Source organism: Brevundimonas balnearis (assembly GCF_042434805.1).
GTDB classification, from domain to species: domain Bacteria; phylum Pseudomonadota; class Alphaproteobacteria; order Caulobacterales; family Caulobacteraceae; genus Brevundimonas; species Brevundimonas balnearis.
Map to the genome: position 1 here is coordinate 181,642 of NZ_JBHLSW010000015.1, position 11,265 is coordinate 192,906.

Consider the following 11,265-nt stretch of genomic DNA (forward strand, 5'->3'; position numbering starts at 1 on the left):
GAGATTTCCGATGAAGCAGCCCCGTCTCCTGCCCCTGATCGCGGTCGCCATAGGCGGCGTCGTCGCCGTGCGGGCCATCGGGGCCGCGCCAGGCTTTCTGGAGGGCGCCCAGGCCTGGGCCGAGGAGCTGCCGGCCGCCGTCGCCGGCGAGGGCGCGGGCGCGAGCCCGGCCGCCGCGACGCCCGCCGCCGTCTGCGCCCTGACGCCGGAGCAGCTGGCCGAACAGGCCGGCATCTCGCCGGCCGAGCTGCGCATCATCCAGAGCCTGTCGGCGCGCCGCGAACAGCTGGACGCGCGCGAGGCGGACTTCGCCACCATGCTGCCGCTCATGACGGCGGCGGAGCAGAAGCTGGACGCCCAGGTCCAGGCGCTGAACGCGGTCAAGGCCGAGGTCCAGGCGCTGCTGGGCCAGGTCGATGAGCGCGAGCAGGCCGAGATCGACCGCCTGGTGCAGGTCTATTCCGCCATGCGCCCGCGCGAGGCCGCGCGCGTGATGGCCACCCTGGATGACGAGGTGCGCCTGCCGGTCGCCGCCGCCATGCGGCCCCGCTCTCTCGCCGCCGTGATGGCGCAGATGGAACCCGCCGCCGCGCGCGAACTGACCGAGAAGCTGGCCCGCCGCTTCGAGGCGCAGCAGCTGGCCGCGCGCGCCGCCGCGGCCGCGAACGCGCCGGCCGCCGACCCGCCGGCCGCCAACGCTCAGGCGACGCCCGTCGCCGCGAACGTCCCCGCCGCCGACGCGGCGGCCTCGCCCCCGGCCGCTCAGCCGGCGCGGCAGCCCGCCGCGAACCGCACGCCCGCGCGCCAGCCTGCGCGACCGCCCGCGCGCCGGCCCGCCCCGCGACCCGCCGCTCAGCCGCCGGCTCAGGCCGCGGCCGAGCCCGCCGGGCCGCGCCCCTATCAGGCCGGGGCCGAGACCCCGGCGCAGCCCGCCGCCGCCACCCCCCAAGCGCCGCGCCAGTCGGTGGAGTAGGCGGTGACCAACCGCCTCAGCCGGCTCAATGACGGAATGTCGGCGCTGACCATGGCCGCCCCCCTTACGGGCCTGTTCGAGATCGACGGCGCGGTTCCGCTGGAGTCCTACGCCCTGGCGTTCCTGATCTTCGGCCTGAGGGTCAAGTTCTGGATCGACGACATGGACTTCTTCGACGACCTGGGCAAAGGGGCCGAGCGTCGCGACCTCAGGTTCCGCGTCGGGGTTCTCCTGGCCCTGGTCAGCTGGACCTTCTTCATCCTGGCCGGCGTCACGGTCGGTCGGCCGCCCATGTCGGCGGGGCTCCTGATGGCCGCGCTGTCCGTCTCGCTGGTCTGGATCGTGGTCGAGCAGCTCGGCGACAAGGGTTACGAGGTCCAGCTGGACTGGGTCTGGGGCACGGCGGGCTATCTGGCGGGCGCGGCGCTCATCGCCCTGTCGCCTCGCCTTGAAACGGCCGGGCTCGCGGCGACCGACCTTCAGCGGGTCGGCTTGATGATCCTCGCGGTGACCCTGGCTGTGGAGATCATTCGCGCCGACTGGACCCCGACCGGGCTGAAGCCCCCCGACTTGGCAAAGCCGCCCAAGCCCGGCTAATCAGCGGCATGACCGACGCCGCCTCCGCCGACACCCCCCCTGATCGCCTCTCGGTCGATCCCGACAGCCCGTTCCATGACGCCGAGGTCCTGGCGCGCGACGTGGGCGTGCGCTTCAAGGGCGAGGAGAAGACCAACGTCGAGGAGTACTGCGTCTCCGAGGGCTGGGTGCGTCTGGCCGTCGGCAATCGCGTGGATCGGCGCGGCAAGCAGCTGACCATCAAGCTTCAGGGGCCGGTCGAGCCCTTCTACCGCAAGGGCTGACGCGCCTTTACCCCGCGAGGGCTCGGCGACTAGTTTGGCCGAGTGTTTTCCGCGGAGGTCGCCGGCGTGTCCCTGATCAAGCCCATCCTGCTGGCCGGCGTTTCGCTGGCGCTTCTGGCCGCGCCCGCCATCGCCCAGGACCCCGAGGCGATCCGCACCGCCGAGGCGTTGCGGGAGCGGGCGCTCCAGGGTTCCGGCGCCTATGAGATCGTCGAGGACCTGACGACGCGGTTCGGCGCGCGCCCGGCGGGGACCGAGTCCGAGCGGGCCGCCGCGCGCTGGGGCGCCGAACAGTTCCGCGCCTGGGGCTTCTCGAACGTCGCGGTCGAGTCCTTCCCGCTGTCGGCTTGGCGGCGCGGCGAGGAACGTGTCGAGGTGCTGTCGCCCGCGCCCCAGCGGCTGGTGGTCACGGCGCTGGGCGGATCGATCGCGACGCCGGAAGGCGGGGTCGAGGGCGAGGCGGCGATCTTTCGGACCTATCAAGAGTTGCTGGACGCGCCGGTGGGCGCGCTGAGGGGCAAGATCGCGGTGGTGCTGCAGGACACGCCGCGCGCCCAGGACGGCGCGGGTTACGGCTCCACCAGCCCGATCCGCTTCCAGGGCCCGACCGAGGCGGCGCGGCGTGGCGCGGTGGGCTTCCTGCTGAGGTCGCTGGGCACCCACGACCACCGCTTCGCCCACACCGGCGCGACGCGCGTGGGCGAGGGCACGATCCCGGCGTTCGCCCTCAGCCCGCCGGACGCGGACCAGCTGCTGAGGCTGCGTGACGCCGGCCTGGGGCCGGTGCGGCTCAGGCTGTTCGCCGACGTCGGCTTCCTGGAGGCCTCGACGTCCCAGAACGTGATCGGCGAGGTGATCGGCGACGAACGGCCGGACGAGGTGATCGTCATCGGCGGCCACCTGGACAGCTGGGACCTGGGGACGGGCGCGATCGACGACGGGGCGGGCGTGGCGATCACGGCGGCGGCGCTGAGGCTGATCGCCGAACTGCCCGAGCGGCCCGCCCGGACCATCCGCGTCGTCTGGTGGGGGGCCGAGGAGGTCAGCCAGCCGCCGCCCGCGCCGGGCCTGGCCGGGGCGCGTCACTACGCCGAGACGCGGCGCGACCAGGCGGCGAACCATGTGGCCGTGAGCGAGAGCGATTTCGGCGCCGGTCCGATCTATGCGCTCGCGCTGCCGGCGAACGCGGACCCCGAGTTCCGCCAGGCGGCCATGCGGGTTCTGACGCCGCTGGGAATCTATTTCGACGGGACGCCGGCGCGGGGCGGCGGGCCTGACACCGGGCCGCTGGTGGCGCTGGGGGTGCCCGCCTTCCGCCTGGCGCAGGACGGCACGGACTATTTCGACACCCACCACACGGCAGACGACGTGATCGACCGCATCGAGCCCGAGAACCTGGACCAGAACGTCGCCGCCTGGGCCGCCTTCCTTTGGCTGCTGGCCGAGAGCGACGTGAGCTTCAGGCCTCCCGCGCAGGAGTGACGACGCCGCGAGCGTGGCGAAACTGGTAGACGCAAGCGACTTAAAACCGTAACACCGTATGTTTACGTATTAAAAACAAACGGTTAGACGATTTAGAGACTTACACAGGCCTTACACAGTTGCCGGCGACGGCAAGGAGGCGATGTGTCCGAGTCTCACACGCTCATGGATGGCCGGGTCCATGTGTACCGGCGAGAGAACAGCCGCTTCTGGCAGTGCGCGACCTATCTCAGCGGTCGTAATCATCGGCAGTCGACCAAGCAGGAGAACCTGGCCTACGCACTTGAGTATGCGCGGGACTGGTACCTCGATCGGGTCGCGGAGGATCGGCTGCGCCGACGCGGCGGGATTGTCGTTGCGCCGGGGCAGCCCTCCATCCCTGTTGAAACGCCGCGGACGCGGCCGGGAGAGAAGACGTTCCGCGAGGCAGCTTCGGCCTTCCTCCTGGAATTCGAGGCGATGACGTTGGGCGAACGCAACGCCCAGTACGTCGCCAGCAAGGCGCGGGTGCTGCGGCTTTATCTGTTGCCGTACTTCGGGGACCTGCCAATCTCGCACGTCACAGCCGGGCGCATCCAGGAATACCGGGTCCACCGCGTCACGCCGCCTGCCGAACCTGAGCGAGTTCGCTACGTGAGCAACGGACGGGAGCGCATCGGGAAGCTCCGAGCGTGGAAGCGACCGAGCCGTCAGACTCTCCACAACGAGATGGTCTGTCTGCGCCAAGTGTTGAAGACTGCAAACCGGAAGGGATGGATCGCCGCCTTGCCGGATATGTCCAGTCCCTATCGCGCCTCCGGCAAAGTCAGCCACCGGGCCTGGTTTTCTCCCGAAGAGTACAAGCGGCTCTATGAGGCCACGCGGGAGCGGGCCAAGAACCCGAAGAAGGAGCGGTGGCGCGCGGAAAGCGAACAGTTCCACGACTTCATCCTTTTCATGGTCAATACCGGGCTGCGGCCGGACGAGGCGCAGCGCTTGGAGTTCCGCGATGTCTCCATCGTTGAGGACGATTCGACCGGTGAGCGGATTCTCGAGATCGAGGTACGCGGCAAGCGCGGCACCGGGTTCTGCAAAAGCATGCCCGGCGCGGTGCTGCCCTTCGAACGGGTTCGCAAGCGCAAGGATGGCCAGCCGACCGATCTCGTGTTCGGTCTGGTTCAGCGCGAACTGCTGAATGCGGTCCTCGACGAGCTAGGTCTGAAGAAGGACCGGGAGGGCAATCCCCGCACGGCCTACAGCCTGCGTCACACCTACATCTCGATGCGCTTGATGGAGGGCGCCGACATCTACCAGGTCGCGAAGAACTGCCGGACCAGCGTCGAGATGATCGAGAAGTACTATGCCTCTCACATCAAGAACGTGCTGGACGCCTCGGCCATCAACGTCCGCAAGCCCAAGCCCGCCAAACGGCGGGCGGCGAGCGGTCAGGCGACGGACGTCGACTGAACTCGCCTTGGCGGCGCAGCGCGAACGCAGCTATAGAAACGCTTCAGCCTGCGGGCGTGGCGAAATTGGTAGACGCAACGGACTTAAGCTGAGGATTGAGTGCGCTGGGGGAAACCCCGGACGTAGAACCGCTCAAAGTCGGGGAACCCTGTCAGATGGCGATCCCGAGCCAAGCCCGTCTCTGGCGGGAAGGTGTAGAGACTAGACGGGCGGCGTCTAAGGCCTTCGGGCTATGACGAAGGGATAGTCCAGACCACGAACGGTCCGAACCGGGGCCGGCGGCGAAAGCCGAAGTGGTACGAAAATCCGTCGGGCGAAAGCCCTTGCCGGTTCGATCCCGGCCGCCCGCACCAAAGTCCATAAATGACTCCTTGGGGACGTTCGGACCGACCACTCTTCGGCACCATGCCCAGCGCTGGGACCTATGCGCAGTCTCACGCTAAGCTGACGCCGGCTCGCGACGGCGGGTGCGGGTGACCGGACAGCAGATTGCAGCCACGTCAACCATGCGGCCTACAGATTAGGCTTGGAACATCGTGTCGACCGCCCGGTGGACGGCCAGGATTTCAGCGCGAGAGGCCCGGGTCACGCCGGCGTCTTCAGCTGCGCGTCGATGTCATCATCGATGAGGTTCGCGCCGCCGTGTCCGATTGGCCGGGTATGGTCGTCCCGGTTGCTGGCCAGCACGTTGAAGACCATGCCGACGGAACCCGGCCCGCAGATCCTCGGCGTGCCGGGTGATTGCGACCGTGTCGCGCAGGAAGAGATCGTACCTTGCGGGCGTGCCCCAAGGCGCTTCGACGGCTCCGCTTAGCGACACCATGTGCAGTCGCTGGCCCGGACGAGGCCGGTCGAAGCGGCGGGCGGTCGTGCTCGGCCCCGCCGCGTGCCGCGGCTCATATGGGTCCGTCCGCCCCTGCGGGCACCTTTGGGGCACCGCCCGCCGCTCGACGGCGCGTCCCGCCGCGCGCGATGCGCCGGCTCCTTGCAGCCTTCTTTCCTTGGCGCTGATCGTTCGTGGCGCTCCGCGATGGTTTAAGGTCGCGGGCCGTTCGCATTCGCTTGAGTCTCCTTCATGCAAACCTTTATCGACGCCGTCCGCCGCGTGGACCTAGCGGCTTATCGCCGAGGCGTGACCCCGTCGGAATTGACCCTCTCGGACGGGCGCGACCTGTTCGTCTCCTACGCACCCTTCGATCACATCGCCCGAAAGGCCGAGCTCGTGCTGGTAGGATTGACGCCGGGACGCACCCAAGCCGCCAACGCGCTTGAGGCGCTGCAAGCCCAGCTGAACGCCGGCCGGGACCGTGAGGAGGCGCTGGCGGCGGCCAAGTCGACGGCGAGCTTCAGCGGGTCGATGCGCTCGTCGCTGATCGCGATGCTCGACCTCGTGGGCGTGCCCCAGAAGTTCGGCCGGGCGAGCGCCGCGGCGTTCTTTGAAGCCTGGAGCCCGCTCGTTCATTTCACCTCGATGCTGCGCTATCCGGTCTATCTGGCCGGGGGCGACAACTACTCAGGCGTGCCCGCCCCCCTCTCGCACCCCGTGCTGCGCAAGATGGTGGAGACGCATCTGGCGGAGGAGGCGGCCGCCCTGCCGAGCGCCATCTGGGTTCCGCTCGGCGGACATGCCGAGGCGGGCCTCAAGCACCTGGCCGACGCCGGCCGGCTGGATTCCGCGCGCATCCTCACGGGCCTGCCGCACCCCAGCGGCGCCAATGCCGAGCGGATCGCCTATTTCCTCGGTCGCAAGCCGCGCGCGGCGCTGTCGGCCAAGACCAACGCCGAGCGGATCGATGCGGCCCGCGAGCGCCTGCAACGACAGGTCGCCGGCCTGGCGGGCCTCTAGGCGGGCCGGTCTTGCCGAGCGAAGGCCGCGCCCTGATCGATCAACCAGCGGATCTGCTCAAGCGCGCGGTCGGGATCCTCCTCGGCGCTGGGCAGATGCTCGACGGCGAAGGTCCATTCCACGTCTTCGACCGACCAGCCGTGGCGCTTGTGCAGGTGGGTGGCTTGATGGAAAAGCCCGGAGGCGAGGCTCCGATGGCGCCAATAGTCGCCGACCGCGGCCACGCGATCGGCGTTCGCCGCGCCTCTCTCGATGACTGCGTCGAAGTCGATCTCATGCCGGCCATGGGGCTGAACCGCCACCACAACGGCGCGAAGGTCCTCGAGGGTCAGGCTGGCGTCGGTCAGGCCCGGCGACCGGCGCGCTTGGCCTCGGCGATGATGTTGCGACAATCGTGGCAGATCAGGGCGCTGCGGTGACCGCCGATGATCGGGCGCCCACGCTCAGACAGTCGGTAGCTAAGATTGACCGGATCTCGAACCGCGAGCGGCGGTCATTCATCTCGCGACGAAGACTGGCGCGCGTGTCGAACCAGAAGCGTGTTGTGTCCTGCGCCTTGTCGCCGGAGGCGTTCATGTAGTGCAGCAGGTCGGCGAGGCGGTTCAGCGCGTCGGAATAGACCGACGACGTCTGCCCAGGCTGCATCGCGCCCAACAGGATACGCGCCCGGTCCAGACCGCGGTTGCCGGCGCTGGTGTTCACAGACGAGGGCGCGCTGCCGAGGAAGATTGAGCGGGCGACCCGCCGCGCCGCGTTGACCTGGCCGAAGCGGGGTTCTTTGGCCTCAAGCTCCGTCGTTTCTGCGCGCTCCCCGTCGATGTCCTTTTCCACGACGGGATCCCATGCGCGGGTGAAGAGCGACGACCGGGGCCGCCGGCGAGGCGGCCAGCTCGCTCTCGAGTTCGCTCCGCCGAGCTTCAAGGGTATCGAGCCGTTTCTTGACAGCAGCGCCGGCGAGCACGCCGTCTGCAACTTGGTCGATCAACTTGCTCGAACTTCTCGTAGAGCGTCATCGTCGACCATTGTTCACGGGTCAGCCCGGATCGCTGCAAGTCTTTCATGATTGCCTCTCGAAAGCCGCCCCGGAGAGACAGGCTCCCCGGGGCTTCGCCAGACGGTGCGATATCGCACGGAGCGAAGGGGACGCCGCAAACCGGCGACCCCCATATGGCAAATCAGCCGTTCTTGACCTCGATGCGCTTGACCTTGGCCTGCGCCTCGGGAGTCTGGGGCAGCTTGATCGTCAGAACCCCGTTCTTGAAGGATGCTTGCGCCTTTTCGCCATCCACACCGGGGGGGAGCGGAATTGTCCGGTAGATCGCGCCGTAGCTGCGCTCGGAGAGATAGTATCCCTTCTTCTCCTCCTGGCGCTCGATCTTCTTCTCCCCCTTCACAGTCAACATGTCATCGTTGACCGTCACCTCGATGTCCTTCATCTCCATGCCCGGCAGCTCGATCGACACTTCGATCGCCTCGTCGGTCTCGACCACGTCGGATTTCGCTTCGCCGCTGCCAAAGGGCCATTCGAAATGACCGACACGGTTCCAGAAGTTCTCGAACACATGGTTCATTTCGCGCTGGAGTGTCGCGATCGGGTTGTCTTCGCTGCTCTTGGCATCTGGCGCTCCGTCCTTGCGCGCCCAGGGGATGAGGTCTTTGATCTGCATGATATGGTATCCTTCGGTTTTCAGGCGCCCTTGACGGCGATCCTTTTCGGCTGCGCTTCAGGGGCTCGGGGGAGCGTCATGGTGAGGACACCTCCACGCATCTCGGCTTCGATCCTGTTGGGGTCGAAGTCCTCGGAAAGCGTGAAGGCACGCTCGAAATCGCCCTCGCCATATTCGGCATAGGCAAGTTCGAGGTTTTCCGGCCGCACCGGGTCAACCTTGCCGCGGATCGTCAACACACGATTTTCGAGCGTGATTTCGACCGCATCGGCGGCGACCCCAGGCATTTCGAGCATCATGGAGACACCCTGATCCGTCTCGACGATATCGGTCAACGGACGGTATATGCGTCCGCCGCCGGTGGTCTCGGGCGAGTCGGTCGGCGTCTTTTCGGCGGCTTGCGTGATGTCGGTGCTCATCGTTCCAGCTCCTCTCAGGCTGCCTTGATCTCGATTTTTTTCGGCTTTTCTTCCTCGGGCCGGGAGATGACGATCCGCAATACGCCGTGCTTCATCCTCGCCTCCACCTTGTCATCCGAGGCCGCGAACGGCAGGCGGATCGCGCGTGAAAACCTGCCGTAACCGCGTTCGTTGCGGTGCCAGCGCGCACCTTCGGGAACCTCGGGCAGCTTGCGTTCGCCCGACAGCGTCAGGACGTTGTCCTTGACCGAAATTTCAATGTCGCCCGGTTCGATGCCGGGAAGTTCAGCGGTGACGGCAACGGCCTCGGAGTCTTGCCACACATTCACCGCCGGGAACGCCGCGTGGGACGGGGGCCAGAAGCCGCGGTCGAGATCGCGCATCATGGAGCGCATCAGCGCGAAGGGATCGCTGCGGCGCAGATATGTCGGATAGAGCATTGCTGGCCTCCTGTTGCTGATCGATGCCCCCGAACCGGCGGCATGGTCCGACCGGGCAACGGTGCCGGCTGGATGTCGGTTCGGAGACCGCCCATCAAGATAGGCGGATCCATTTATTATGCAAGCATGTATGATGCTTGCATTGCACTTTGGGTGGACCGCAGTCTATCCTGTTTCTCATGCAGACGGAGGAAAGATACCCTTGATCACTTCTGATCTCGCCCTGATCGGGACGACGATCCACCGGGTCGCGCAGCTCATCCAGCAGCGGATCGACAACGAGATTGGCGACAGCGGCCTGACCCGCCTGTCCTGGATGGCGGCGGCACATGTCGAGGATTCGCCCGGGCTGACCATCGGCGATCTGGCCGGGCGGCTGGAGGTGGGCCGGGCCACTGCGGGCCAGCTCGTCGATCGCATGGTACGGGGCGGTTGGGTAGAGCGGTGGGCGTCACCCGACGACCGACGGGCGCAGATCGTCACGGCAACGCCAAAGGCCAGGGCGATGCTGGAGGAGCTCGCGCCGCGGCAATCGGCGCTCGAAGATGAGATCCTGCAGGATCTGTCGGCGGACGAGAGGCGCATTCTGCTGGCGCTGCTCGAGCGGATCAGGGCGCGGCTCGGGCGCTAGGGAAAAGGAAAAGCCGTATGGAAAAGAAGACCGAATACAACATCTGGTACTGGGTGATGGCTTTCATAGCCGTGATCTTCATCCAGGATCTGATCGCCGGCTGGCAATCCGTGGCTCCCATCAGCTACAGCCAATTCGAAACCTATCTCGAGGACGGCAGGGTCGCGTCGGTCGCGGTCGGGTCAGACACCATCACCGGCACCTTCACCGAACCCGTCAGTTCGTGACGACAGTCGTGGATCCCGGGATCCTGCAGCGGATCGACCGCTCCGGCGTCGAGATCACGGGCGTTCCTCAGAATACCTTTTTCGGCACACTGATTTCCTGGGTGGCGCCAGCGCTTGTCTTCTTCGGAATCTGGATGCTGCTGTTCCGCAAGTTCGCCGACAAGCAGGGTTTTGGCGGCTTCATGCAGGTCGGCCGCAGCAAGGCCAAAGTTTACATGGAAAAGGAAACCGGCGTCAGCTTCGCCGACGTGGCCGGTGTGGACGAGGCCAAGGCCGAGCTCGAGGAGGTCGTGGAGTTCCTCAGGAACCCCGCCGAATACGGAGAGCTGGGCCCACATATCCCCAAAGGCATATTGCTCGTCGGGCCGCCGGGAACCGGCAAGACGCTTCTGGCGCGCGCGGTGGCAGGCGAGGCCGGCGTGACCTTCTTTTCGATCTCGGAATCAGAGTTCGTCGAGATGTTCGTGGGCGTCGGTGCCGCACGGGTGCGCGACCTGTTCGAGCAGGCCCGGAAATCGGCCCCGGCAATCATCTTCATCGACGAACTCGACGCTCTTGGGAGGGCGCGCTCCTCCGGCCAGATCGCCGGTGGCCATGATGAGCGTGAGCAGACGCTGAACCAGCTTCTGACCGAGCTCGACGGCTTCGACCCTTCAGTGGGCATCGTGCTCCTGGCCGCCACCAACCGACCCGAGATTCTCGACCCCGCGCTGCTGCGTGCGGGACGCTTCGACCGTCAGGTGCTGGTGGACCGGCCCGACAAGACGGGGCGTGTGCAGATCTTGAACGTGTACATGAAGAAAGTGACGCTCGCCCCAGACGTCGATGCCGAGAAGGTCGCAGCTCTTACTCCCGGCTTTTCCGGCGCGGATCTTGCCAATCTCGTCAACGAGGCAGCATTGCTCGCCACGCTCCGCAAGGCTGATGCGGTGACGATGGACGACTTCAACAATGCGGTGGAACGCATCATCGCCGGGTTGGAAAAGAAGAACCGCGTGCTCAATCCGCGCGAACGCGAGATCGTGGCGCACCACGAGATGGGGCACGCGCTGGTGGCGATGGCTCTGCCGGGGGTGGACCCGGTGCACAAGGTCTCGATCATACCGCGCGGGATTGGCGCGCTCGGCTACGCCATCCTGCGCCCGACCGAGGACCGCTTCCTGATGACGCGGGAGGAACTCGAAAACAAGACGGAATAAGTAGATATGGGCTTAGAGGGTTAGCCGAGAGGCAGCATAGGCTGTGTGACGACCTTGCCCCTAGCAACCGAAGGG

14 protein-coding genes are annotated in these 11,265 nt (G+C 66.8%); 10 read left to right on the plus strand and 4 right to left on the minus strand.

Going from position 1 to position 11,265, the window contains the following annotated elements; all coding sequences use genetic code 11:
- The first annotated feature begins 10 nt into the window (after window positions 1–10).
- From ACFFGE_RS13855 to ACFFGE_RS13885, 7 genes are all read left to right on the plus strand, one after another.
- Window positions 11–973, plus strand: coding sequence for a MotE family protein (locus tag ACFFGE_RS13855; RefSeq protein WP_376837058.1), 963 nt, complete (start codon window positions 11–13; stop codon window positions 971–973).
- Window positions 974–1,024: 51 nt separating this feature from the next.
- Complete coding sequence (locus tag ACFFGE_RS13860) at window positions 1,025–1,570, plus strand: hypothetical protein (protein ID WP_376837059.1); 546 nt, start codon at window positions 1,025–1,027, stop codon at window positions 1,568–1,570.
- An 8-nt stretch (window positions 1,571–1,578) separates the two neighbouring features.
- Window positions 1,579–1,833 carry a DUF3297 family protein gene (locus ACFFGE_RS13865; RefSeq protein WP_376837060.1) on the plus strand — a complete coding sequence of 85 codons (255 nt, stop codon included), beginning with the start codon at window positions 1,579–1,581 and terminating at the stop codon, window positions 1,831–1,833.
- 66 nt (window positions 1,834–1,899) lie between these two features.
- Window positions 1,900–3,315, plus strand: a complete 1,416-nt coding sequence (locus ACFFGE_RS13870) for a M20/M25/M40 family metallo-hydrolase (protein ID WP_376837061.1) — start codon at window positions 1,900–1,902, stop codon at window positions 3,313–3,315.
- A gap of 144 nt (window positions 3,316–3,459) precedes the next feature.
- Window positions 3,460–4,761 carry a tyrosine-type recombinase/integrase gene (locus ACFFGE_RS13875; protein WP_376837062.1) on the plus strand — a complete coding sequence of 434 codons (1,302 nt, stop codon included), beginning with the start codon at window positions 3,460–3,462 and terminating at the stop codon, window positions 4,759–4,761.
- Between the two features lie 1,075 nt (window positions 4,762–5,836).
- Window positions 5,837–6,607 carry a hypothetical protein gene (locus ACFFGE_RS13880; RefSeq protein ID WP_376837063.1) on the plus strand — a complete coding sequence of 257 codons (771 nt, stop codon included), beginning with the start codon at window positions 5,837–5,839 and terminating at the stop codon, window positions 6,605–6,607.
- Window positions 6,608–6,618: 11 nt separating this feature from the next.
- A complete protein-coding gene (locus tag ACFFGE_RS13885) occupies window positions 6,619–7,026 on the plus strand; it encodes a hypothetical protein (RefSeq protein ID WP_376837064.1) in 408 nt (135 codons plus the stop codon).
- Here the strand turns inward: ACFFGE_RS13885 and ACFFGE_RS13890 are convergent.
- The 4 genes from ACFFGE_RS13890 to ACFFGE_RS13905 all read right to left on the minus strand — a co-directional run bounded on the left by ACFFGE_RS13890 (window position 7,010) and on the right by ACFFGE_RS13905 (window position 9,133).
- Window positions 7,010–7,528, minus strand: coding sequence for a hypothetical protein (locus tag ACFFGE_RS13890; protein WP_376837065.1), 519 nt, complete (start codon window positions 7,526–7,528; stop codon window positions 7,010–7,012). The two genes, ACFFGE_RS13885 and ACFFGE_RS13890, sit on opposite strands and share 17 nt — an antisense overlap.
- Window positions 7,529–7,782: 254 nt before the next feature.
- Window positions 7,783–8,274 (minus strand): Hsp20/alpha crystallin family protein, encoded by a 492-nt coding sequence (locus ACFFGE_RS13895; protein ID WP_376837066.1) that lies wholly within the window; start codon window positions 8,272–8,274, stop codon window positions 7,783–7,785.
- Between the two features lie 20 nt (window positions 8,275–8,294).
- Window positions 8,295–8,693, minus strand: coding sequence for an Hsp20/alpha crystallin family protein (locus ACFFGE_RS13900; protein WP_376837067.1), 399 nt, complete (start codon window positions 8,691–8,693; stop codon window positions 8,295–8,297).
- A 14-nt stretch (window positions 8,694–8,707) separates the two neighbouring features.
- Window positions 8,708–9,133 (minus strand): Hsp20/alpha crystallin family protein, encoded by a 426-nt coding sequence (locus ACFFGE_RS13905; RefSeq protein WP_376837068.1) that lies wholly within the window; start codon window positions 9,131–9,133, stop codon window positions 8,708–8,710.
- 202 nt (window positions 9,134–9,335) lie between these two features.
- Between ACFFGE_RS13905 and ACFFGE_RS13910 the strand changes: the two genes are divergently transcribed.
- From ACFFGE_RS13910 to ftsH, 3 genes are read left to right on the plus strand one after another with little or no spacing between them, the layout of a single operon-like run.
- Window positions 9,336–9,764, plus strand: coding sequence for a MarR family winged helix-turn-helix transcriptional regulator (locus ACFFGE_RS13910; RefSeq protein ID WP_376837069.1), 429 nt, complete (start codon window positions 9,336–9,338; stop codon window positions 9,762–9,764).
- 17 nt (window positions 9,765–9,781) lie between these two features.
- Window positions 9,782–9,991, plus strand: a complete 210-nt coding sequence (locus ACFFGE_RS13920) for an ATP-dependent metallopeptidase FtsH/Yme1/Tma family protein (protein WP_446680623.1) — start codon at window positions 9,782–9,784, stop codon at window positions 9,989–9,991.
- A gap of 8 nt (window positions 9,992–9,999) precedes the next feature.
- A complete protein-coding gene (ftsH, locus tag ACFFGE_RS13915) occupies window positions 10,000–11,190 on the plus strand; it encodes an ATP-dependent zinc metalloprotease FtsH (protein ID WP_446680624.1) in 1,191 nt (396 codons plus the stop codon).
- Window positions 11,191–11,265 lie beyond the last annotated feature (75 nt).

Coding starts and splice junctions, on each gene's coding strand:
- ACFFGE_RS13855 (WP_376837058.1), top strand. CDS start 11: ATGAAGCAGCCCCGTCTCCTGCCCCTGATCGCGGTCGCCATAGGCGGC.
- ACFFGE_RS13860 (WP_376837059.1), top strand. CDS start 1,025: ATGGCCGCCCCCCTTACGGGCCTGTTCGAGATCGACGGCGCGGTTCCG.
- ACFFGE_RS13865 (WP_376837060.1), top strand. CDS start 1,579: ATGACCGACGCCGCCTCCGCCGACACCCCCCCTGATCGCCTCTCGGTC.
- ACFFGE_RS13880 (WP_376837063.1), top strand. CDS start 5,837: ATGCAAACCTTTATCGACGCCGTCCGCCGCGTGGACCTAGCGGCTTAT.
- ACFFGE_RS13895 (WP_376837066.1), bottom strand. CDS start 8,274: ATGCAGATCAAAGACCTCATCCCCTGGGCGCGCAAGGACGGAGCGCCA.
- ACFFGE_RS13900 (WP_376837067.1), bottom strand. CDS start 8,693: ATGAGCACCGACATCACGCAAGCCGCCGAAAAGACGCCGACCGACTCG.
- ACFFGE_RS13905 (WP_376837068.1), bottom strand. CDS start 9,133: ATGCTCTATCCGACATATCTGCGCCGCAGCGATCCCTTCGCGCTGATG.
- ACFFGE_RS13920 (WP_446680623.1), top strand. CDS start 9,782: ATGGAAAAGAAGACCGAATACAACATCTGGTACTGGGTGATGGCTTTC.